Source organism: Leucobacter sp. NPDC077196, from assembly GCF_040687075.1.
In the GTDB taxonomy this organism is placed as follows: domain Bacteria; phylum Actinomycetota; class Actinomycetes; order Actinomycetales; family Microbacteriaceae; genus Leucobacter.
Genome location: NZ_JBFBML010000002.1, coordinates 210,657 through 234,671 on the forward strand (window position 1 = coordinate 210,657; position 24,015 = coordinate 234,671).

14 protein-coding genes are annotated in these 24,015 nt (G+C 65.8%); 2 read left to right on the plus strand and 12 right to left on the minus strand.

Features of this window, described 5'->3' with window-relative positions; translation table 11 throughout:
* Window positions 1–119: 119 nt before the first annotated feature.
* On the plus strand, window positions 120–2,855 hold the full coding sequence (locus AB0O71_RS04665; RefSeq protein WP_363742607.1) for a CDP-glycerol glycerophosphotransferase family protein: 2,736 nt from the start codon (window positions 120–122) through the stop codon (window positions 2,853–2,855).
* On the opposite strand, the gene AB0O71_RS04670 is transcribed toward AB0O71_RS04665, so the two are convergent.
* From AB0O71_RS04670 to AB0O71_RS04710, 9 genes are all read right to left on the minus strand, one after another.
* Window positions 2,842–5,457, minus strand: coding sequence for a glycosyltransferase family A protein (locus AB0O71_RS04670; protein WP_363742610.1), 2,616 nt, complete (start codon window positions 5,455–5,457; stop codon window positions 2,842–2,844). The genes AB0O71_RS04665 and AB0O71_RS04670 overlap by 14 nt on opposite strands.
* A complete protein-coding gene (locus AB0O71_RS04675) occupies window positions 5,454–7,436 on the minus strand; it encodes a glycosyltransferase family A protein (RefSeq protein WP_363742613.1) in 1,983 nt (660 codons plus the stop codon). Before AB0O71_RS04675 ends, AB0O71_RS04670 begins: the two co-directional genes overlap by 4 nt.
* A 42-nt stretch (window positions 7,437–7,478) precedes the next feature.
* Window positions 7,479–9,551 (minus strand): acyltransferase family protein, encoded by a 2,073-nt coding sequence (locus AB0O71_RS04680; RefSeq protein WP_363742616.1) that lies wholly within the window; start codon window positions 9,549–9,551, stop codon window positions 7,479–7,481.
* Window positions 9,552–9,628: 77 nt separating this feature from the next.
* Complete coding sequence (locus tag AB0O71_RS04685) at window positions 9,629–12,118, minus strand: glycosyltransferase family 2 protein (RefSeq protein ID WP_363742619.1); 2,490 nt, start codon at window positions 12,116–12,118, stop codon at window positions 9,629–9,631.
* Between the two features lie 131 nt (window positions 12,119–12,249).
* The gene (locus AB0O71_RS04690; RefSeq protein ID WP_363742622.1) at window positions 12,250–13,524 is read right to left on the minus strand and encodes a nucleotide sugar dehydrogenase; all 1,275 of its coding nucleotides are present in this window, start codon (window positions 13,522–13,524) and stop codon (window positions 12,250–12,252) included.
* Window positions 13,525–13,558: 34 nt separating this feature from the next.
* A complete protein-coding gene (locus tag AB0O71_RS04695; RefSeq protein WP_363742625.1) occupies window positions 13,559–14,842 on the minus strand; it encodes a hypothetical protein in 1,284 nt (427 codons plus the stop codon).
* A 74-nt stretch (window positions 14,843–14,916) separates the two neighbouring features.
* Complete coding sequence (locus AB0O71_RS04700; RefSeq protein WP_363742628.1) at window positions 14,917–15,957, minus strand: polysaccharide pyruvyl transferase family protein; 1,041 nt, start codon at window positions 15,955–15,957, stop codon at window positions 14,917–14,919.
* A 56-nt stretch (window positions 15,958–16,013) separates the two neighbouring features.
* The gene (locus AB0O71_RS04705; protein WP_363742631.1) at window positions 16,014–17,225 is read right to left on the minus strand and encodes an ATP-binding cassette domain-containing protein; all 1,212 of its coding nucleotides are present in this window, start codon (window positions 17,223–17,225) and stop codon (window positions 16,014–16,016) included.
* A gap of 13 nt (window positions 17,226–17,238) precedes the next feature.
* A complete protein-coding gene (locus AB0O71_RS04710; protein ID WP_363742634.1) occupies window positions 17,239–18,105 on the minus strand; it encodes an ABC transporter permease in 867 nt (288 codons plus the stop codon).
* A 97-nt stretch (window positions 18,106–18,202) separates the two neighbouring features.
* On the opposite strand from AB0O71_RS04710, the gene AB0O71_RS04715 reads away from it, so the two are divergent.
* Entirely contained in the window at window positions 18,203–20,839 is a 2,637-nt protein-coding gene (locus AB0O71_RS04715) for a glycosyltransferase (protein ID WP_363742636.1), read from the plus strand.
* Window positions 20,840–20,871: 32 nt separating this feature from the next.
* On the opposite strand, the gene AB0O71_RS04720 is transcribed toward AB0O71_RS04715, so the two are convergent.
* Genes AB0O71_RS04720 through AB0O71_RS04730 form a run of 3 tightly spaced genes read right to left on the minus strand, consistent with a single transcriptional unit; the run spans window position 20,872 to window position 24,014 of the window.
* Window positions 20,872–21,600, minus strand: coding sequence for a DapH/DapD/GlmU-related protein (locus tag AB0O71_RS04720; protein WP_363742638.1), 729 nt, complete (start codon window positions 21,598–21,600; stop codon window positions 20,872–20,874).
* 30 nt (window positions 21,601–21,630) lie between these two features.
* Window positions 21,631–23,628 (minus strand): DUF6541 family protein, encoded by a 1,998-nt coding sequence (locus AB0O71_RS04725; protein WP_363742641.1) that lies wholly within the window; start codon window positions 23,626–23,628, stop codon window positions 21,631–21,633.
* Complete coding sequence (locus AB0O71_RS04730) at window positions 23,625–24,014, minus strand: DUF2304 domain-containing protein (protein WP_363742644.1); 390 nt, start codon at window positions 24,012–24,014, stop codon at window positions 23,625–23,627. Before AB0O71_RS04730 ends, AB0O71_RS04725 begins: the two co-directional genes overlap by 4 nt.
* Between the last annotated feature and the right edge of the window lies 1 nt (window position 24,015).

Genomic DNA, 24,015 nt, shown 5'->3' on the forward strand with positions numbered 1-24,015 from the left:
AGGTGAATTGCGGGTAGTGTGTCGGTGGAGTCGAAATGCGCTGGCGCGTGCGATGCCTCGTTGCACGAACGCCGCGTTACGAGGTGACCCTCTCGACACCGACCCGTCTGGGAGGACTGATGCCACCGAACGTTCCGCTCTTCACGCTCGTGATGCACGTGCAGGTCGACTCACCCCGCGTAGCTCGCGCCATTTCGCAGATCTTCGACCAGCACATCGGCTTCGACACTTATGCGGAACTGATCCTGTTCAGCAGTGCGGCGCAGCAAGCGCTGACGCGAGAGAGCACCTTCCCACATAGCGCTGATCTCCTCGCACGTCATGCGGATCGGGTCCGCGTCGTGCCCCTCGACAGTCGTCTCGAAGACCCGTTCATCAGGGGAGCGGAGATCGCTCGGGGGCGCTTCCTCTCAGTCCTCGGTGCGACCGATCAGTTCGACCTCGGCACGCTGGGTGCTGTGCGCGACCGTATCGACGCACGTCGGGGAACGCCCGAACCGGTTCTGGCCGTGCCGCTCGTCAGAGGGCTCCGCGATGGGACGCCGCATGTCGGGTATGCGGAGCTCGCAGCCCTCGATGCCCACGTCGACGTCAGTGATCTTCCTGCGAGCGTTCCGACCGTGCTGGCGGGGTTGTTCATCGATGTGGCGTACTTGCGCGCCAGGCCCGAACTGCTGGTGCCGATGATCCCCTACGACGAGCCTCGGCACGCCCTCGAGCTTCTCGAAGCGGTGCGTTTCCGATTCGGGTTCGTGCGCCACGACGCAGCGCGACTGGCGAGCGGCGGGCGCATCGATCCGAAGCTCGATCCACCGGACGAGTATCGGAGACTCGTCGGCCTCATCGAGTACTTCGAACGACTCGCCGCTCGGACTGAAGGGCTCAACCCGGCCGAACGCTCGGTGCTCATCGCGCTGCTGAAGATGAGGCTCTCCCGCATGAGTGCGGAGTGGTTCGCCGACGATCCGGGGCTGCCGACGGTCGGGCGGAGCGATGGGATCCGGTCACAGACGGATCTGCAGACGCGGGTGCGCGCGCTGCTGCAGCACGTGCCGCCGAAGGAGCTGCACGAATCCCGCTGGGTCCGGGGCTTGCTGCAGCACCAGTATCTGCTGGCTTCGTACGCTTACGCGGAGCACCCGTGGTCGCTGGGCGCGGACGGGAACGTCCGGTATCGAGGCGTCGACGTCTTCTCCGTATCCGAGTTTCCCGTGCAGGTGATGCGGGTGAACACGAGCCCCGGACAGATTGAGATCGAGGCGATCTTCCTCGATTACCACGTCGGCGATCTCGATCTGCGGCTCGTCGCCGATGACGGGGAGTCGGCGGTCGCGGTCGAGGCGGCGTCGGGCGACGACGGGCCCGCTCCCCGGGTCGCCGGTCGCTACCCGACGCGGGTGCACGCCCGGAGATTCGTCATTCCGACGAAGGCTCGATCCTGGCGCTTCGCGTTCGCCTCGCCCGCTTTCGACACGGTCGTTCGAGCCGAGCGCGTCGCGCACCATGCGAAGACCGCGTTCTCGAGGAACCCGGAGAGCCGGTGCATCATCGCCAAGGGTTACCACGTCTCGTACCGTCCGCAGCGCGGGTTCGTGGTCGAACGCGGCTCACGGAATCCGATCATCTACAGACTGCGCCGCGCACTGGAGCACGCCCGCGAATTCGGCAGTGTGCCCTGGTCTGTTCTCGCGTCGCGTCACCGCAAGACCGTGATCCTCATCAATGATCGCGCAGCGTACGGCAACGACAACGGGGAGGCGTTGTTCCGGTACATCCAAGAGCACCGACCCGATCTGCGCAGGCGCACCTGGTTCGTGCTCGACGCTGCGGCCCCGGGGTACGCCGAATTGGCCCGCTCCGGCCGGGTGGTGCAGCCGCTCACCTTCAAGCACCGCGTGCTCTATCTCAATGCGCGCCTGCACTTCAGCTCGCACGTACCCGCGACATACAATTCGCCGTGGCGGGGTGAGGAAACGAGTATTCTCTCGGACATCGCCGACCCGACATTCATCTGGCTCAGACACGGCGTTACGATGAATAGCGTCGACAACATCTACAACCGCTTCAACGCGAATCTGGACGGCATCGTCGCCAGTGCCCGGTATGAACTCGAGTATCTCTCGCGCCCAGGTTCCTTCTTCAACGAGCGTTCACTGATTCCGAGCGGCCTTCCGCGGTTCGACCGCTTGTGCGATGCGGGAAGCGATCAGTCGCCCCGCGTGCTGCTCTACATGCCCACCTGGCGCAAATGGTTGGCCGGACGGGTGCAGCCGAATGGCTCCCGTGAAGAAGTGCCCGGATTCCTCGAGAGCGAGTACTTCCGTCAGCAGCAGCGCCTGCTCACCGACTCGCGGGTGCTCGACGCTCTGCGGACGGCGAACGCGCGAATCGAATTCCTCATCCACCCGGTGATGGGCGCATATCAGGAGCACTATCGAGCGCTCGCCTCCGATCAGGTCGCGATACTCGACCCGGCGCGGACCTCGTACGCCGATCTCCTCGCGCGTGGGGCGGGGCTCGTCACCGACTACTCGAGCGTGTTCGTGGATTTCTCGTACATGCGCAAACCCGTGCTGTTCGATCAGAGTGACGTCGAGCAGTTCCGCGGAGGGCATTACCAGCAGGGGCTCTTCGATTACGCCACGCAGGCGCCCGGCCTCGTGCTCGCATCGTTCGAGCATCTCCGCGACGCGGTGATACTCATGATCGAGTCCGACTTCGCCGTACCCGACGCTTACGCGAACCGCCTCGACGAGCTCTTCCTGCACGCAGACCACGCGAACAGTGAACGGGCGCTCGAGGGCGGTATTCGCATCGACGAGCGGCGGCGCGGAATCCCGTTCAGCGCACGATGAACTCTGACGCGAGAGTGGCAGAAACGCGCGCTCGTTGAATCGCACGTGTGGCGACGCCCGGCTCGCCGCTCAGTTCGAGCAGCGTGGAGGCGAGCTCCGTAGTCGATGCGAAGGGCACGATCAAGTCGCCGAGCTCAGCGAGGTAGCTCGCTGGGGCGACCACGACCGCGCCCCGGGTCAGAGCCGACCAGAGGCGGTCGAGCGGCTCCTCGCGACGATCGAGCGGATCGAACAGGAGGACGTCTGCTCGCTCCACGAGGTCGATCACGGTACGAGGAGTTCGCGTGTCGGGGCCATCGTTCGCAGCGCCGACCGATGGGACGTCGATGTCCAAAATGCGAACGTTCGGGGGGAGCTGCTCGCGTTCATAGGCGCCGATGAGCGTGAACTCGTCGAGAATCACCACGCTCGCTCGATCGGGAGCCGGAACCCAATCGCGAATGAGCTCGGCAGGAGCAGCGACGCGCAGCGGAGTGACTCCGACGAGAATACGCGGCGAATTGCCGAGAGGGCCCGCGGAGCCCGGGGCCGGGCCTGAGAAGCGAGGGGATCCGATGATCGTGCGACCGGACTGCGCAGAGGGATCGCTGAGCGCGGCGAGGATGCCGCGAGAGCCCGCATGCCATTCGGGGCGCACGCCGAGGGCCTGTTCGCACCGACTTGCGAGCATGACCGGATCGGGCACACCCGTTGCTCCTGCAGCACCTCGTGCGTCACCGATCCCATGCTCGACGGCGACGACAACTCGACGCACGCGCAGCCCGACGGCGGCAGCGGTCGGAAGCAGAACGAGGTACTCGGGATCGGTGACCACCAGCGTGTCGATCGTCGACTCCTGAGCCCAGCTGATCCACTCGGCCTCGCCCGATTCGACGCACTGCCAGACCTGCTGCGAGAGTCGCACACTGCGATAGCGCGAACTCAGGCGGGGGTGCACACCTCGCAGCAGCCCCACCGCCGCACCCGTCGCCAGGCGGCGATCAACGATGGCGGAGACCCAGCTCCCGGTGTCGGCCACGCCCTCCTGCCAGTCGCCGAGATAGGCGACGTCGAAGTGCGCTCGGAGCGCCCTGCCACGGAGCGGAGCGGGGGCCACGCAGGCGGGTGCGCCATCGGCGAGCGGCAGTTCCCGCTCGGGGTGCTGCACGATGCGTCGATGCCAGCCTCGGTATTGGTCGCGATAGGCGATGCGCACTCCGGCGAACCAGTCGGAATCGACGCGGAAATCACCGCGCGAGAGCGAGCCCGTCGTCAACTGCACGAGGCTGAGCGCTGCCGGAACCTGGTAGACGCTCTCCCGGCCGCGCCACGCCTCGATGCGCTCGCGGAATTCTGAGTCGGCTGCCTTGCGCACTTCGTCGTACGGGCCGATCGCTGCGAGCACCTCAGCTCGCCGAAATAGGATCGAGGAGAGGTTCAGGCGAGTGGGCGGGGTTCCGAACTGCGTGACGGCGCCGTCCGCGGTGAGACGCAGGGAGCGGCTGAGCGTCGCCATGAGCGAAGGGTCGTCGAGCAGCGGCAGCATTTGGAACTCGACACGGCGCGAGTGCGAGAGATCGTCGGCGTCGAGAAAGGTGACGAACGCGCCGCGGGCTTCGCGAAGACCAGTGTTGCGGGCGACATACGCGCCGCCGTTCTCACGGAGGCGGATGACGCGCACGCGGTCATCGCTCATCTCAGCCGCGGCGAGATGCTCAGCGCCGTCCGGCGATGCGTCGTCGACGATGAGTACCTCGATATTCGCCCAGGACTGTCGGGTGAGCGATTCGATGGTGTTGGCGAACGAACTCGTCGGGCGGTAGCAGGGAACGATCACGGTGACGAGCGGTTGCTGATCGCGGGGGATCGCGCACCCCGGCGCGTGCGGTGCGCGAATCCGCGTGAAGATCGACTCCTCGCCGAGGGGTTGAGCGCCGTCGAGACCCCAGGGCTCCAACCCGAGATCGGAGAACGGCTCGTTGAGGGCATGCCACCAGGGCGAGACGCGCTCCTCATCCCACTCCGTTCGAAGCTCAGGGCGTGCGTGATCAGTGCGTCCGGCCCAGGCGATGTTGCGATCGGGCGCGTGAACGCGGTAGAGATCGTCGAGCAATGCGGAGTCCTCGGTGAGAATCGCCGAGCCGAGGCACATCATCCACAGCCGGTACTCGCGCAACGATTCGCCGATCTCATGATGTCTGGCTGCCAGACGTGTCGCTCGAGCCGTGATCCTCAGGGACTCCTCGCCCGGGTGGATCACCATGTTGAGCAGTGCCGCATACAGCAGCGGTCGCAGATGCCAGTTTCCCGGGAACAGAGCGGAGCGCGAGGTGCGCAGGAATTCGCTGAGCGCATTCCAGTCGAGGCGGCCGTTCGTGCCCCCGCGAGCGAGGAGGTCGACGGCGTCGGGCGACTGCATTCGGCCCCCGAGGAGATAGAGGTGCTCGGGCTCGATCCGCAGCAGTGCGCGGTAGTCGGTCTCGCCGAGCAGGGTGAATTCCGCGCTGACGGTGCGGCTCTCTGACTCGGCGACGGGAGCCGGAAGGTCCCGGCGCACAGCCTCGGCGTTCGAGAGTCGACGCAGTCGATTCGCGATTTTTCGTCGGAGCTTCGCGGGCGTCATGCATCGGCTCCGGAACTCCGGCGCAGAACCCTCGGGAGCGTGCTCGGCTGCACCCACTCCGGAGCCACGCCGAAGGCTCTCTGCACGCGATTCGACAGCCACGGGTCGACGGGTCGTCGCTCCGCGAGCACGATGACCCGCTTCACGATCAGCGCCGACGCTTCTCTGCTCGGAAGCAGGACGAGTGCGTCTGGGGCCATCACCACGAGCGTGTCGACGCGCACTGGCTGGTCCCAGCTGATCCAGCTCGCCCTGCCGTCCTCGACCGTCTGCCAGAGCTCGCGCGAAACGATGAAGTCGCGGTTGGCAGCGGAGCGCCGCTGATCGACGCCGTGGAGCAGTCCGATCGGGCCGGGGCCGATGAGGCTCTCGTCCGCGGCGTTCCGCAATTGCTGCGTCCATTCCTCGGGCTGCTCCACCCGACGCGACCAGTCCGCGAGCATGGCGACGCCGAGGCGCTCGAGCTCGGGTTGCTTGAGGAAAGTGCGCGGAGCCGCGAACCGGCGACGCGTCGTGCCTCCCGACGCACCGGGCTCGGTGACGGAGAAATCTGCATCAGCTGACCCGAGCGCCAGCCGATGCCACGTGAAGTACTGATGGCGATACGCCACTCGTCGCCCGCTCCACCAGCCGTTTCGGAAATCACCGCGCGAGAGCGAGTTCTCAGTGAGCTGGATAAGTCCGAGCGCGTCCGTCATGTGCTTCACAGCGGACTTGCCGAATCGGAGCTGCATGCGCAGGATGTACTCCGTGTCGGCGGCCTTGTACACGCGATCGTAGAGCCCGAGAGCGTCGAGCACGGGGCCGCGTCGGAAGAGGAGCGATGAGGCGTTCCGGCGGAGCGCCGTCGCGCCGTAGGTGAGCAGACGCCCATCGCCATGCACTCGGATGGCGTGCGAGGCGGTGGCCATGAGCTCGGGATCTGCGAGCAGCGGCGCGATCTGCCGCTCGATGCGGCGCGGGTGCGCTTGGTCGTCGGCGTCGAGAACCGTCACGAACTCGCCGGCCGCCTCCTGCAATCCGGTGTTGCGGGCGTGGTACGCGCCGCTGTTCTGATCGAGGCGGATGAGTCGGACGCGCGGGTCGAGCGCCGCAGCGCGCTCGATGACATCACCACCTTCCGGGGAGGCGTCGTCGATGAGCAGCACCTCGAGGTTTCGCCAGCTCTGACGGGAGAGAGATTCGATGGTGTTGATGAGACTCCGGCCCGGGTTGTAGGCCGGCACGATCACCGTGACGAGGGGCTGCTTATCGGGCGCGATGTCGCACTCCGTCACGACGGGGGCGTGGATGCGGTCGAACCACGATGCGTGATCGTATTCGATTTCAGTATCGAACCGCCAGGGCTCGACGCCGCTCTCCACGAAGGGCTCCGAAAAGCCACGCCACCACGCCGAGTCGGGGGTCGGCAGCGCTCCAGGCGCGAATTCGCTTCGGAGCCGGTCGACGCGAGCCACCCAGGCCACGTCCTCTGGTGCGTCGAGGGTGCTCGAGAGACGATCGAACAGGTCGAAGTCGTCGAGGAACAGCGGCACTTGGAACGCGAAGAGTCGCAGGCGCGTGTCGGCGAGTGCCTCTGCGGCCCGAGGGTGATCGAGAGCGCGTCGCAGGGCATTCGCTGCAGTGCCGAGCGACGCCTCGGAGAAATCGATGACCGTGAACAGGAGCGCTGCTGCCCAGATGTGCGCCAAATCCCAGTGTTCGGGGATGTCACCCGGCTGCGGATCTCCGAACCAAGCTTCGAGCTCCGCCCATCCGAGCTCCTCGCGCGTGCCGTACCGCGCGAGCTGCTCGAGGGCGTCGAACGAGAACATGCGGGTGCCGAGCTTAAAGAGGTCGAGCGCCGGGCGCTGAGCGGTCGACCGGTACGCGCGTTCGGTCAGCGACGCGATATCGGCGATCGGTTCAGAGTGCTCGACAGGGCGCGTCGATCGGGTGAGCAGTCGATGCAGTGTGCGCCGCAGGGAGGAAATGACCACCTCCACATCGTAGCCGACTCGCGCTGTGACGCCGTGGAGCGGCTATCCGCCGACGGCTTCGACGAGCGGGGCCAGTCGTTCCTCGAGCGGCTTCGCGAGCGTCTGGACGTAGGTGTCGGTGAGGTGCGAACCCTGGCGGTACACGAGCACATCGCCGATGACCGCCGGGCAGCGTTTGGCGACGGGGCAGACCATGTCGGAGAGATCGATGAACTCGGTGACGCCGGCCAGCTCCATCGCGAGTCGTTGATAGCTCGCACCCGAACGAGCGAGAGCCTCCTCGCGCTCGAATGAGCAGGCTGAGAGCTCGTCCGGGTGCTCGGCGACGCACTCGTACACCTCCTGACCGGGATCCGGGTTGTCGAGAAGCGGAACCACGGCGATGCCCGATTCCAGGAAGCGCTGCCAGGCTCCCGCGATCATCTGCGCACCGGGGGTCTCATCGCCGTTCTCGGTCCGGCCATCTCGAACGGTTCGCCCCGTGGTCAGCACGACTGCGGGGTCGAGCTCGATGATCCGCTCGATCGCTGCCCGATTCCACTCGGCGCAATTCCGATCCACTGATTCGCTCTCATCGAAGGCGGGCTCGACGAGCGCACAGGCCGATTTGAACACGGTGACGAGGTGCCAGCCCTGCGATTCGGCGGTCGCGATGAGCGCCGATTCCATCTGCTGGATCTTCGAGTCACCGGTCGCCACGATGGTGACGTCGCTCTCGGTGTCCCCGTACTCGCAGAGGATCACCTCTGCGCTGTCCTGCTCCGTCTTGCACTCCTCGTTGAAGGGCGGCATATCGTTCGTGGCGTCGGTGGGTGCCGGGATGATTTGCTCCGATGCGTCGACCGACGCGAGATCGGCCTTCCCCTCGGGCGACGTCGCGAGAGACGCGGCCCCGAGCTTAGTGAGATCGACCGGGGTGTTCGTGCTCGCCCCGGGGGTCGCGAGGATCAGGGCGAGTCCGGTGATGATGCCCAGGAACGTGAGGTTGAGTCCCGACACGAACGCAAGGGTGTGATTCTTGGCGAGGGTAGCCGAACGGCGCACGGGGTTCTCGATCAGGCGCAGGCTGATCCAAGCGACGACGCCCGAGAGCAACACCGCTAGCACGCTCCAGCGCAGCCGGAGCTCGCCGAACTGCGCTTCGGCAAGCACGAGGAACGGCCAGTGCCAGAGGTACCAGGAGTAGGAGATGCCACCGATCCAGACGATCGGCTTCCACGACAGCAGACGCTCGACGCCGAACGACTCGGCGTCGCGTCCGGTCGTCGCGATGATCACCGCGCCGGTGCCGAGCACGGGCAGCAGTGCGAGGGCCCCCGGCCATGCGGTCGGGCCGTCGAAGAGGAACACGGAGATCACGATCGCCGAGGTGCCGAGCCATCCGAGCAGCAACGCGAACGAGCGGGGGAGCCGACCGAGTTGCGGCGCGATGATGGCGATCGCGGCTCCGACCCCGAGTTCCCAGAGTCGCGTGGTGGTGATGAAGAACGCGCCGCTCGGATTCTCCGAGGTGTAGGAGACGGACCAGATGAAGCTCGGAATCACGATGATCGCGAGCGCGATTCCGATCCAGAGCCGGATGCGGGTGCGAGCAACGCGCTTGAGCACCACCGCGGAGAGCAGCACGAGCAGGAGCGGCCAAACGACGTAGAACTGCTCCTCGACCGCGAGCGACCAGAAGTGTTTGACGGGGGAGACGCCGGTCCCCTCAGCGTTGTAGTCGACGGCCTGCTGCGCGAAGCGCCAGTTGACGACGTAGCCGGCGGCGGCGGCGATGTCGGCGCCGATGCTCCGCCATTGCGTACTCGGGATGATGAGCCAGGTACCGATCGCGGAGAACAGCAGCACAACGGAGCTGGCGGGAAGCAGGCGTTTCGCTCGGCGTCCCCAGAATGCGATCAGATCGATGCGCCCGGTCGTCTCGAGCTCGCGGATGAGAATGCCGGTGATGAGAAATCCGGAGATGACGAAGAAGATGTCGACGCCGACGAAACCGCCCCGGATGAAGGGGACGCCGGCGTGGTAGAGCAGGACGAGGCCGATCGCGAGGGCGCGAAGCCCCTCGATCTCGGGCCGGTAGCTGCTCTTCTTAGCGATGGGAGCGGGGGCCGTCACCGGACGGCACTTCCCGGGTCGGCAGCGAACGCGATGGATCTGGAATCGGCGTACGGCATCACAGAGGGTATCTTAGGCTACGCCGATGGGTGCAGAATCCGCCTGAGCCCATCAGCGGATGCGAGGGCGCTCACGCTTCGCCGCATCGTGTCGCGCTGGCGGGTCTGGAACTCGGGATCCGAGGACAGCTCGGCAAGGGTGCGCGCCAGCTCGGCCGGGGGGAACGCGATCACCAAGTCTCCGTAATCGGCGGCGAACTTCTGCGGTACGACTGGGATCACTCCCTGCGCCGCGGCGTTCCACACCTGAGCGGGGTTTGGGCATTCGTCGACTTCCATCGAATCGAAGATCAGCGCGTCGACCGATGCGGCGAACTGTCGTGCGTTGAGCGCGCCGCGGGGCACGACGACCGACGAGTCGGCTCCGAGCTCGTCGATGCGCTCGTCCAGCTTGACCGAGGTGTTGAGGTAGCGCAGGTCGAAGGAGCGAAGCGGATCTCGGAGCTGATCGAAGTGCTGCAGCAGGCGTTCGGGTGTGCGGAGCGTAGGAATGGGAAGCACGCCGACGGTCATCCGATCTGTCGCGACTCGGTTCCGCTGCGTCGGAGCCGCGACGAGGAACTGGGAGGGTGGAAGGACGCGCTTCGTTCCCCGAGCAAGAGCCTCGGCGAAGGCCGGGGTGCCGGGAAGCCACTCCGGTGTGACGCCGAACGTTTCCCGGCACCGGCGTTCGATCCACGCGGGGGAGAGGAGTCGCGGGTCGTTGTCCGCGCTCCGTACCGAGTTGTCGACCGCGATAACGACCCGAGTGCAGCGGATGCGGCGCTTCTCGGGCGTCGGCACGTAGATCAGATAGGACGGGTCCGTGATGACCAGCGTGCCGATCCGCGCCTCCTGGTTCCAGTCGGCCCACGTCGCGTCTCCGCGTTCGACCGCCTTCCAGAGCTCCGTGGAGATGCGAAAGCTGCGGTGCTGCGGACTCGTCTTCGGGTGAACGCCGTTGAGCAGTGCGACCGGTTCGCCCGAACCGAACTGAGCAAGCGACGTGAGGGCCGCCACGCGTTCTGGGAACTCGCCCTCGGATGAATCCCAGCCGGACAGCACACCGAAGGGAAACCGGGCTGGCTCGGGAAGGCCGAGCAGGGCACGCGGAGCGGTGAAAGCGCGTTCTTCGGAAGGATCGAGCCTGAGCGCATGTTCTCCCGCCGAGGATCCGAGACGCTGCCACGTAAGATACTGACGGCGGTAGGCAAGTCGCCGCCCGCTCCACCACCCCATGACAAAGTCGCCGCGTGAGAGCGAGCCAGTCGTCAACTGGATGAGACCGAGCGGCTCGCGCACGGTAGAGATGGCGTCGCGCCCGAATCGGTGCTCGATACGGCCGATGTATTCGGAATCCGCAGCCTTGCGCACCGGGTCGTAGAGTCCGAGCTCGGCGGTCATCGCTCGCCGGAAGAGGAGCGACGATGCGTTCTGGCGGAGCGCGGTCGAGCTGAAGTTGGTGAGCAGCCCGTCGTCGTGGGTTCGGATGGCGAGCGAGTCCGTCGCGAGAAGGTCGGGATCGGCGAGGAGCGGGCGCATCTGCCGCTCGATGCGTCGCGGGTGCGAGAGGTCGTCCGAGTCGAGCACCGTCACGAACTCGCCCTTCGCTGAGAGTATGCCGGCGTTGCGCGCGCGATACGCTCCCCCGTTTTCGGGCATGCGAATCACACGCAGGCGCGGATCGCTTTCCGCCGCCAGTTCGAGCAGTTCGCCGCCGGTCGACGAGGCGTCATCGACGATCAGGATCTCGAGATTCTGCCACGTCTGGCGGGCGAGCGACTCGACCGTCGCGCTGAAGGTCGTCGTCGGATTGAACGTCGGCACGATGACGGTGACGAGCGGTCCGTCGACGGTCTCGGCAGAGGCGAGCCGTGCCGCACGGATGCGATCGAAGAGGCTGGCCACACACGGAGCCGACGAACTCGCGGGGTCGAGTTCCCACGGTTCCAGCCCCGCCTGCGTGAACGGGGCGTTGTAGCGCTCCCACCAACGCGAGTGGGACTCTGGCGCGTCAGTGATGCTGTGCTTGAGCAGGTCGGTCTCCGCGGTCCAGCGAATCGACTCGGTGACGTCGGTCAGCTCGAGCAGGCGATCGAGCAACCCACGGTTCTCGCGGAGCGTCGCGGTCTGCACGCCGAACAGTGCGAACTTCTCTTCTCCGACCACCGAAGCGAAGCGATAGTGGTCGACGGAGAGCTCATATGCGCGCTCGATGAGGCGGAGATGCTCCTCGGTCGGGTCGGTGATGTAGTTGAGGATCACGGCCGCCCACACGTGACGGATCCGCCAATGCGCGGGAAGCACGGCAGCGTCCGTACTACCGAGGTAGACGCGGAGCGCGGACCAGTCGTGCTCGCCCTTCGTGCCGTGCAGTGCGAGCGGCTCCATCGGATCTCGCGAGAACATCCGCTCACCGAGGGCTCGAGTGGTCGACGCTTTGCGATCGACCGTCGCGGAGTACTCGTACGCTTCCAAAAAAGCACGCTGCTGCTGTGCGGGCTTCCGCTGAAACAACTTGACTGCCATGAAACCAGCTTAGAGGGAGGGTCTGTCACGCACTCTCGCGCCCGGCAGGCGTTCACCCGCCGGACACCCGACTCGATCGGATCCGCTCCCCGCTGCGCGCTGAAGAAGCAAAATCGAGCGCTGAGAAACGATCACAGAACCGTGACGTTCTCTCCCGTCAACTTGTTGCGCGTATCGAACACCGGAGTGTCGACGCCCTCCAGCAATGTCACATCGATGTCGGAGTGATCCGTCACCACGATCGCGAGATCGGCAGCAGCGACGAGGTCAGCCGACAGCTCGGCGCGGGTCGCGCCTTCCGGCCAGTACCGATCTTCGACATGGCTGTCGATGCCGTAGACATCCGCTCCGAACTCGTTCAGCAGTCGGATCACGCCGACCGCGGGCGATTCGCGCGCGTCACTCGAATCCTTCTTGTACGCGACTCCGATGACGAGGATCTTGGATCCGCGCAGCGCCTTGCTGTGCTCATTGAGCAGATGCATGGCCCGATTGACGACATGCTCGGGCATGTGGTCGTTCACATCGTTTGCGAGCTCGACGAAGCGGAAGTTGCGTCCGAGATCCGTCTTGACCTTCCAGGAGAGGTAGCTCGGGTCGATGGGAAGGCAATGGCCGCCCACACCCGGCCCGGGGGTGAACTTCATGAACCCGAAGGGCTTCGTGGACGCGGCCTCGATCGTCTCCCAGACATTGACGCCGAGTTCGTGGGCGTACACGGCGAGCTCGTTGACGAGCGCGACGTTGACGTGACGGAAGGTGTTCTCGAGGAGCTTCGCCATCTCCGCCTCGCGCGGCGTGCTCACAGGCACCGTGGTGTCGACGAGGTCGGAGAACAGGCTGGTGACTCGTTCCAGTGACGCGGGGTTGATCCCTGAGACGATCTTCGGCGTCGTCTTGAAGGAGAACTTCTGGTTCCCCGGATCAATACGCTCCGGGCTGTACCCCGCGAAGAAGTCGACGCCGGCGGTGAGTCCGCTGAGCTCCTCAAGGATCGGCACCATGAGTTCCTGGGTCGTGCCGGGGTACGTGGTCGATTCGAGGATGACCGTCGCACCTCGAGTGACCAGGGGACCGAGCGAGCGGCTCGCGCTCTCGATGTAGCTGAGATCGGGCGTGGCATTGCGGAGGGGGGTCGGAACCGTGATCACGGCGAAATCGAAGCCCTCGGCGGGCGCGTACTCCGTGACCGCGTGGTATCGACCCGAGTCGATCGCTGCGCGGAGCACCTGATCGCTGATGTCGTCGACGTACGACTCACCGTTCGACAGCATGCCGATGCGCTGGGCATCGAAGTCGATGCCCACTACGTCGTAGCCTGCTTCGACCGCGCGCATTGCGAGCGGCAGGCCCACATACCCCTGGCCGATGACTGCGAGCTTTAATAGGTTTGCGGTGTCATTCACCCACACAGTATATAAGCGGCTGCTGCGGGGAGCTTTACGCCGGGGCGACGGGGGTCGAGGCGATCCAGGAACGCGCGAGTGCGGCGCCGCCCGCCGACCAGCCATCGTGCAGGCACCGTGTTTGCGATTCGGCCGACTCGCCCGGGTTTCGTCTGAGGAGCACCCGCAATCGTTCCTTCGCCTCGACTCCATCGAAGCTGCACCAGCGCCGCGCGTGAGCGAGCAGCGCCGATCGGTCGATGACGCCCCCGCGCGCGCGGGCGACGAACGACGCCGCCTCCGATGACGTGAAAATCGACGGGTACACCGACTCGTCGACGAGGAACGGATAGTTCACCGGAGTCTGATCGAGTCGGATCGTAGCGGTGGGAATGCCCAGTGCCGCGCTCTCCCACGCGACGCCGCTGGAGAGGTGCAGGAGGAATGCGGGCCCCTCCGTCAAGAGATCCATCGTTCGCCAGCCTTCGGCGAGTTGCCACCCCGGTCGCATGAGTGGGCGCACATCCTTGAGCTGAGTCGCGGGATGCGGCGCGACGATGAGCTCCCCGATGGACGCATCGGAGACGAGGGAGAACATCCGCTCGAGCGTCTCGGAAGGGTGGGGAGAGAGCGCGAGAATACCAGGGGCGCCCGGTCGTATCGCGGGCGCCGGAGTCTCGAGGAGGTCGCTGCCGAGGTTGCCGATGACGTCGAGGGAGGCCGCTGGGATTCCGAGCTCGCGAGAATAGTAGTCGGACTCGCCCACTCCGCGAAGACCCGCGGTCGATGCGGGGAGATCCAGATACACGGGGTTGCCTGCGACCGGCGCGTGGGGAATGTAAGTGACCGGCGTGCCCTGCTCCTCCGCGGCGAGAATTGCAGCTCGCACGCTCGACGAGTGCTGCGTCGCCACTACGAGCCCGCGATAGGCGGAGAGATCGAGCCTGCGAAACTGCATGTGCGCGCGGGCGGCTTTGTAGAGGCGGTGCTCGAGTGCGGCCACGAGCAGGGGCTCTTCGTTCGAAAGTGCGCGTCTCAGACGCGAGCGCACCTCTCGCACGACTTCGGACTCCACCGCCTCGGTACCTTCCCCCGCGGAAAGCGGCGGAAGGCTTCGGGGTCCGCCCTCGAACACCGGGGCGAGGCTGCGCTCCTGGTTGACCGTCTCCGTGACAACGAGATGGTGCTCAGCGGTGCGCAGCGATGCTTCGCGGTACGGCCAGGCGGTGGGATGCTGCTGCACCATCTTCTCGGGGAGCGGCGCGTGGAGGTGCGTGATGTCGACCGCCGGCCGAATGCACCAGAGCAGACGTTCGACGTCATCGGTGGGGTTTGGCATGCAGGCTCCTTCACACTCTGGGCACGCACCGGCGGGCAGGCACTTCGGTCTGACGCAGCTCGCTACGGTCGGCGTCAGCGAAGACGCAAATCCGCCTGCCGCTGAATCATCTCTCGCATGACCGGATACGACGCTTCGATCGTCTCGACGGCGCGGCTGAGCGACGGCCACTGCTTCTCGTGCTCGTTGCTCAGACGTCGATCGAGCTTGTCGACGAGAATCGGATGCCCTGCCCAGAGAATCTTCCGCCCTCCGTGCAGCGCGGCCGTTTGCCCAGAACCGCGTCCGTCTTCGCTGATGAGCACGCTCGGCCGACGTCGGCTCACGAAGTCGAGGTGCGCGTGCACGCGATAACCGACGTGCAGGTCGACCGCGTGGTAGAAATCGATAAGTTCGAGACCATACGCGACGTCGCGCACGTCGAAACCGAGCTCGCGCGCGGCTTCGGCCTGTGCGACCAGTGGCGCGCTCTGCTCGGGCGACGTGTGCTCGTCGGGTAGAATGCCCCGGTGGAAGGCCGCGACGAGCGTGGCGCGCGGATACTTGGCTCGGAGCATGCGCATCACCGCAATCGACTCCTTCGCGTTCTCCGCGAGAGCTGGAGTCGTGAACACCACACTGCGGGGCTCCTCGGGTCCGGGGTCGGCGGCCGCCCCCAGGTGCGGAATCGAGTACCACGCGCTGCATCCCGTCCGGATCGCGTCGATGCCGAACATCCCTGCGATCTCGGCGGTGACGTCGTCGCGCACCGAGAGAGGCGTGCCGTGTGCGGTGATCTTCCGAAGTGCGGCGACGCTCCGAGCCGTCATCGAGAATCCTTCAGGTTTCCGGGCGGGGAGCCCCTGCCACCCGAGAGCGAAGCCCGCGACCGGAGTGCCTTGCCGGAGCGGCTCCTGTGCGACGGGAAAGACGGACTCGATCATGCGCGGCGTGAAACCCGGACCACCGCACAGCACGAGCAACTGCGAGTCCTCAGGCGCGACATGGCTCTCCCATCGGGGAACTGACACGAGGTCCAGGTCTGGTGCGACGTGATGCCACAGCTTGCGCGCGCGCGAATGAATCAGCGCATCTCCGACATTCTTCTTAATCCCATGCGTCAGGTGTACCGCCATGCTGTCCGCCTTCCTGCGGGGGAGAGTTCCTTCCGGATGCGCAGTGAGCGCTGGATTCAGACGGTGGGTGCGCTGGTCGACGTGACGGCACCGAGCTTCGCGGGTGAGAATTCCACGGGCGATTCTGACCCACCCGTGCGAGAAGCTATGCCGTTCTGAAAACGGATGCGCACGGTTTCGTCGATGCTGCCCGCACCCTCGACCCGTCCGACGATGAACCCCCACTTGCCCTGCGGGCCTCCCGCGGCGATGTACGCGTCGAGAAAAACGCCGGGTCGCGTGAACTGGGTGATGCTCAGAGCATGGGAACGCGTCGCGGTACCGCGCTCGAATCGCTGCAGAATACCGCCACCGTTCTCGGCTATCTCCACGGGGTCGTCGACCGGCTGCCCCAGTTGAGTTTCTTTGCTCAGGAAAAGGTACATGAATTCCGGTGCAATCGTGAAACGGGTTTCGTTGACGGGTGCTTCGGGTTTTGGCCGAGGCTCGGGTTTCTGGGCGGAAGCGGCGCGGGGCGCCCGAGGCTTGTCGACCTTTGGCGGTCGCACGTACTCGACCGCCTCATCGATGGGGCCGTCGAAGATCAGCTCGCCCTGGTTGAGGACGATGCCGCGCTGGCAGAGTTTGCGCACTGTGCCGATGCTGTGGCTGACGACGAACATGGTCTTGCCCTGCTCGCGCATCTCCAGGATCTTGTCGTTGCACTTCGCCTTGAACGCCGCGTCGCCGACGGAGAGCACCTCGTCGACGAGGAGCACGTCCACTTCGGTGTGCACCGCAACGGAGAAACCGAGTCGGGACTTCATCCCCGAGCTGTACCGCTTCACCTCCGAGTCGAGGAATTCCTCGCTGATACCCGAGAATTCGACGATCTCGTCGTACCGTGCGTCCGTCTCATCCTTCGACATGCCGAGGATGGCGGCGTTGAGGTAGATGTTGTCGTTGCCGGTGAGATCGGGGTGGAACCCGGCGCCGACTTCGAGCAGACCTCCAATGCGGCCGCGCGTGCGCACCCATCCCGAATCCGGCTGCTGCACACCCGAGATGAGTTTCAGCGTCGTCGATTTCCCGGAGCCGTTGTGGCCGAGAACCGCAAGCGCTTCGCCTTCACCGACTTCGAAGCTCACACCGTTCAGCGCCCGGAAATCGGTCGTGCGGTCTTCCTTCGAGAACATCGAAACGAACGACTCTTTGAAGGACTGCGTGTGCTTCAGGGAGAAGGTCTTCACGAGATCGTGCACGACGATCGTCGGTTTCGAGCTGTGCATGAAATTTGACGGGTCAGAGATTCTGGGCAAACTGCCCCTCCTTCTTGCGGAATACGAGCTGACCGATGAGCAGCGCGACGATCGCGAGTCCAATGCCGATGGCGCTGTTCATCATCAAGCCACCGGGTCGGGCGGCATCGCTTGCGATCGGCGCCCAGAAGGTCGAGTGCGAGAGTTCGACGGCGGTGGTGACCGGGTTCGCCATGTACAGGTGGTAGAGCCAGTCCGGCGCCCGATCACGCACTTTCTCGAAGGTATAGAGCACCGGTGACGACCAGGTTGCGAACATGAGGATCAAGTCGACGAAGTTCTTCGAATCGCGGTACAGCACATTGAGAGCGCCGAAGAAGAGCCCGAGACCCAGCGCGAAGAGCACCACGATGATCATCGAGAGCACGAACGCCAGCGGCTGCATCCATGTGAAGTGCCATCCGTTGAACAAGCAGACGATGAAAAGCACTACAGCCTGCGGGAGGAAGTGGATGATGGCTCCGCCGGCTGCGGCGACCGGGAAGAGCTCGCGCGGCAGATAGACCTTGCGTATTAGCGCTTTATTGCCCAGTACCGCGTCGGTCGTCGCTCTGAAGGTCTCGCTGAACAGGTTGATCACGATGATCCCCGAGAACAGGTAGATCGGGAAGTACTCGACGCCACGGCTCACGCCGAGCAGGATGCCGATGACCACGTAGTACATGAAGAACTGCGCGAGGGGACGAATGTACGACCATGCCCAACCCAGTACCGACCCGTAATACCGGGTCACCACGCCCTTCTTGAGCAGGAGTCCGAGCAGATAGTGGTAACGGAATACGCTGATGAGCCCGAGGCTGGTGCCGGGGGTGGAATACTCAGGGTCTCTGAGTGCGGGGTGTTCAGTCACGCGACGATACTACCCGCTCGCAGTTGGGTGATCCCGGGACGGACGTCCGGTCTGTGAGAATGGGTCGGGGTCAATGGGGCTTGCGGAAAGGCGGACGATGTCAGTGGTTACGGACGAGGTGAATCGGGCGCCGGCGTCATGGCGATCAGCAGTGCCGCACACGTCACTGCTGATCGCCTGTTACGGAGTCGAGCAGTATCTGCCCGATTTTCTCGCATCACTCGAAGCGCAGTCCGCGTGGCATGCTGGCTACGAGTTGATCTTCGTCATCGACGGTTCCCCGGACGCATCAGAGTCGATCGTCCGTGCGTGGATGATGACGACCGACTATCACGTGCGCGTGATCGTGCAGGCCAATGGGGGTGTCGCAGCTGCTCGCAATGCCGCTCTCGCTCAGGCGCGTGGTGAATGGATCAGTGCGCCGGATCCGGACGACGTGCTCGCGCCCGACTATCTCGCTGAGGTGGAGCGCGCCCGCGTCGCATTCCGGGCTGAGCGCATGTTCGTCGCGAGAATCCAGGTCAAGGCCCCCGATGGGAGAGACCTTCCCCACGCGCTCGATTTCAAGTTCGCCGGGCCGCGGCCGCGCGTGATCGACCTCGCGCAGGAACCGGAGGCGATCCAGACGCCCGGCGGCAACGTCTTTCTCAAGCGCGCGGAGATCACCGCGCTGGGCCTCCGCTACGATGAACGGTTGCGACAAGCGTCCGACTCGATGTTCCTCGCGCACTTCCTTTTGCGCGCCGGTGCGCGGCACGTGGTCGTGCCGGATGCGGTGTACCAGTACCGGAGACGGGCCGACGGCTCCTCGATCGTCGCGCAGCAGCAGCGGCTCATCCAGAATTTCGACGCGGTCTTCTCGGGCCCGCACCGGGAACTGCTCGATATCGCGCCTTCACCCACGCCGCAGTGGCTCGCGAATGTCATCCTGCATCTCAGCTACATCGTCTTTCAGCGGAACTTCTCTGAGCACTCGCCGACCTACCGGATGCCTCCTTCTGAGCTCAGGAGCCTTCGCGAGGCTTTCGTCGCGAACCTGCGGCTCATCGGCGATGCCGGTGTTCGAGATTTCTGCGCGGGGTTCCCGCTCCCCGTCGAGGTGCGCGTCGCGTGGCTCGCAGCACTCGGCGCGGTCGATGCATCTCCGGTGCTCGTGCGGGAAGTCGACGAGGTGCGAGGCGTGCAGCTGCTCAGCCTGTTCAGCTCGTCGCCGCATCCGCCGGAGGGCTTGCGAATCGCCGGAGAATGGATCTCGAACGGGGCGTTGGAGCGTACCGACCGTCGGTGCGGAGAGGCCGCGAAATCCGAGTCCGCTGGAGCTTCGGGCGTGGACTCGGGCATTCTCGCGGTGAAGACTCGACGTATCGAGTTCGTCGGCAGCACCTGGGGGTACGAGCACTTGGTGCGCGTGCGCGGAACAACACCTGTTCGACTCGCCTGCGACCCCGGGTTCTCGCTGGAACTCGACGGAGAAGCGCTCGGGGAGGACGCAGCGCGGATCGAGCTCGGGCACATCGTGCCGCCTGCGACCGTCACTCGTGAGCCCCGCCTCGGGGTGCGGGCTCGCCTCGCCCGCGTCATGAAGATGCCGTTGGGTGATGGCGCCCGTGCCGTATCGAGGAAGCTGCGGAGCGCGCGCGTGCAGCATCTCATATGGGCTCTCGTCTGGCGGGCCTCCGGCATTCTCGGTTTTCGAGCTCGCGCTGCCGGCGCCTGGTTGTTCATGGACGGGGCGGAGCAGCGCGGCAATGCGCGGGCGGTCTTCGATGTGATAGCCGTCGCACATCCGTCCGTGAACGCGTGGTTCGTCGCGGACTCCGCGGATCGGGTGCGTAGTCGCGGCGCCCGGGTCGTCGTCGCGGGTTCCTGGCGCCACTTCGTTCTCGCGAAGCAGTCGCGCGTCGTGGTGTCATCGGTACTCGATCGACTAGAATCCACACCGTTTCCGGCGAGCACGATATCGCGCACCTGGCGGCGGGTGTTCGTCAATCCCGACATCTACACGGCGATGGAGTATCGGCGGATCAACCCGGTCGGTATCGACCTCATCACGACATCGACCGTGTCGGAGTACGATCTGCTGCGTCTCTCGGGAGGCGACTACGCCGTCTTCCCCGACAGTGTGCTGCATTCCGGGATGCCGCGACACGATCTGCTGCGCGTGCAGGCCGAGAGAGCGACGCGATCGGGACGACCGCCGGCGACCCTGATCATCGCCCCCTGCCTCCGTCAGCGGGCAGCCGCCGCGGATCAGTGGGCGCGGCACTGGGGAGCGCTCCTTGCGCATCCCGGGCTTCGAGCGGCGGCCGCTGCGGCAGGAGCGCGTGTGCAGTGGGTGCATCCCGGCGGCTCGATGCCGGTGCTCGATGTTCCGAGCTGGATCGACTGCGACCGGGATTCGCGTGTCCTCGACGAATCACTGGTGGTGGCTGCCGCGCTGGTGACGGACTACTCCGAACGATCCTTCGACGCTGCGGTCTGCGGCACGCCTACGCTGTTCTTCCAGTTCGATCGAACAGAGGTGATCGGCGCTCCGGCGAGCTTCGCCGACGCAGCCTTCACTGCGGCTCATTCCGGGTTCGGTTTGCTCGCTCGAGAAGCGGAGGAAGTGATCGACCAGCTTCCCGATCTGCTCGCGTACACGGGCCGTGAGATCGAAGCGCAGTTCTTTGCTTCGGATCGGATGGCTTCGGAGCGGGTGATCACTGCGATCGAAGGGATGCTCCGCGAATGACGCGCGGGCCTGCGCGCGAGGGGCCTGTCCGCTCAGTCGCCCGCGGCAGAGGTGGGCCGCAGCTCGCCGTGCCCGCGCCACCAGTCGACTTCGTCTTGCATCGGTTCGAGCGCTTCGGCGAGCGTGGAGCGGTCGACCAGGAGGTCTCCCGAACGATAGTGCGCGAGCAGCACGGATGCGAGCGCCGCATCGTGCCCCGCGCGCTCAATCCCCACGGCATTCACCCCGGTGAGGCGCGGCGGCGTGCCGTAGACCTTCGCAAACGGGGGCACGTCGCGCGTCACGGGCGTTCCCATCCCCACCATGGCGCCGGCAGCGATGACGCGGCGCTGGTGCACCACGGCATTCATGCCGATGTTGACGCGGTCGCCGATGACGCAGTGCCCGCCGATCGACACCCCGGCCGAAACGGTGGCATCGTCGCCGAGCACCACGTCGTGCGCGAGGTAGGCGCGATTCAGCACCCAGCTGCGAGCGCCGACGCTCGTCTCGCGATAGGTGCCCTGGTGGATTACGGCGTTCTCACGGATGACCGCGCCCGTCTTGATGCGCACACCCGCATGCTGGAGGTCGCCGTTCCAGGCCGCGTTCTGAGGCAGACTCGACATCTCCGGTGGAGCGCCGATCTGGGCTCCGGGTCCGATCCAGACGTCGTCCTCTACCACGCAGGGCCCGAGAATCACGGCCCCGGGGCCGATGCGCACGTTCGCTCCGAGTTCCACACCCTCGCCGATGTAGGCGAGTGGGCTGATGTCGTTCATGGGTCTCCTTCGGAAATTCGGTTCGTGCGATCAGCAGCCGGTGACGCGGTAGAGCACTGCGTCGCCTTCGCTGTCGACCTCGGTGAGAATCGGCGACCGGTCGAGGTGCTGCATGTCTTCGAACGGGATGCCGCGTGGCCCGGGGTCGGGAATCACGAAGGCGGTGCCGAAATCGAGCACGTACGAGATATCGAGCTCCTGCGACAGACTGCAGGCGAGCTCGGGATCGGGGACGAGTGCGTTGACGAACTCGTAGTCCCGTGGATCGTAGTTGCCGCCCGAGTGCGGGAAGGTCACAGCACGGTCGGCGAGCGCGTACGTGAGCGAGCTGCCGTTCAAGGGGTTGTTCGCGATGACTTCGCCTTCGGGCACCTCGTCGCCGAGGCGGTCGATGAGTGCCAGTTCGTCATCGTCGACGAGCATGGCGGCCTGCTGATCGTACGACTCGGTGACGATCTGCTGGATGCGGAAGGTGCCCGACTGGCCCACAGCGACGAGGAAGACGAGTGCGAAGGCGGTGAGTGCGCCGAAGGTGCGGCCGGGGCGGGTCGACGCCATGCGCGCCGCCCGAAGGAACGAGGGTCGCAGCATCGCCCATGCCGCTCGTGCTCCGAGCACCATGAGCGGCAGTGCGCCGAACGGCACGAGAGCGGCGAGTCGACGGGAATCGTTGTACCAGGGGCCGACGAAGAACGTGCGCCACTCCGAGGTGGGAAAGCCGTCGGCGATCACGTAGAAGGCGGCGAGCGTCGCGGCGCTTCCCACCGCCCATCGCAGCGACCGGTAGCGCCAGGCCAGCACGGCTCCCAGCAGCACGAGGAGCGCGACGACCCAGGCATGACCTTGAATGTGCGGTGTGCCGCCGATGAGTTGCAGGATCGCATCATGCACGATGAAGAAGCCCTGCCAGGCGTTGTCGGTCGTGCGTCCCACGATCCAGGCAGCCACGACCGTTGCCGCGAAGAGGCCGGCTCCGGCGACGGCGAGTACGGAGCGCAGTGGGCGCGAGGTCTTCGGCAGCACGAGCGCTCCGCCGGCTCCGGGCACCGGGCGCCCGCGAAGTGCGCGCACCACGGCGAAGAGCACGGGAATCGCGCCCCATACGAGGAGCACGTGGATGACGCTCGGGTGCGCGAGTACCGCTGCGCCCAACGCCCCCCAGAAGAGCAGCCAGCGCGTCACCGGAGTGAGCGGCTGCGCGCGTCGAGCCGGGCCGAGATTCAGCAGCTGCAGCCCCGCCACCAGCACGAACGGCATGAGGATCAACGCGAGAATGTTGGGGTACAGCACTCCGTAGCCCACCAGGAAGAGCGGGAAGTTCGGGAACGCGGCGGCCACCGCGCCCGAGATGAGGGTGGTTGCCACACTCGGCCCCGCGACCGCGCGCCCGAGAGCCACGACGCCGATCGGCCAGATCACGCACACGACGACGAACAGCACCGCGTTCGTAGCGAGGGGGATGCTCACGCCGCTCAGCTGCACGACCAACGCGACGAGCGCGTGCCAGAGGGTCGGGTAGAAGACGGGGGATCCGGGCGACGTGAGATCCATGGACACCGGTGACGCCGAGCCGCCGTCGAGGATGTAGCGCACGGCATTGAGATGGAAGTTCGCGTCGAAGGTCTGCGAGATCGCGCCCGGTTGCTTCACCGCCGCCACCAGGGAGATCGCGAGCACGATGCCGCCGATAGCGGCGGCCGCGAGTGAGAGCCACAGGTCGTGGCGCAGGTGGAGTGCCCGCGCGCGAAGGTGACGCGGTTCGGGGTGCGGCGCGATCCAGCGGCGCAGAGCGAGAAGCACCACGGTCAGGGCCGCTGCGAGCGCGAACGCGGGGAGCAGCGACCAGGGCACGCCCACGAACTGGGCGACGATGCTCGAGAGTGCCAGCACCGCGAACGATGCCGGAACGGCGACGAGGGCGACCGTGAAGCCCCGCAGACGCAACGCCCAGGCGATGGGAAGACCGGTCACCGCGATGATCGCCAGCGCCGTGACGACGGGAATGGAGAAACTCAGCCAGGCGATCATGCGCGCGGGGCTCCTCCGTCCGTGCGCTCATCTCGGTCACGTCGCGACCGTCCTTCGAGAATGCGCGCCTCCATCAGCGCGACCGCGCGTGCGAGCTCGGAGACACGCGCATCGCTGCGCGCCTTAGCCCGGACCACGGCCACTGCGAAGATCAGCATGGCGACGATGAAGAGGTACAGCAGCAAGTCCGTGCCTCGACCGATGCCGAAGAAGTTCGCCACCGTCGTGAGCATGCCCGGGAAGATGATGGCCGCCGCAGCTGCTGCGACGAAGAGGATCGCGAAGATGCGCTTGAGAGCCAGCGACCGCTCGCCCGGCAAGAAGCGCACGGCCAGGCTCGCCGCGGCGATGACGAACAGGATGAGGAGAACTTGGAAGAGAGTCACG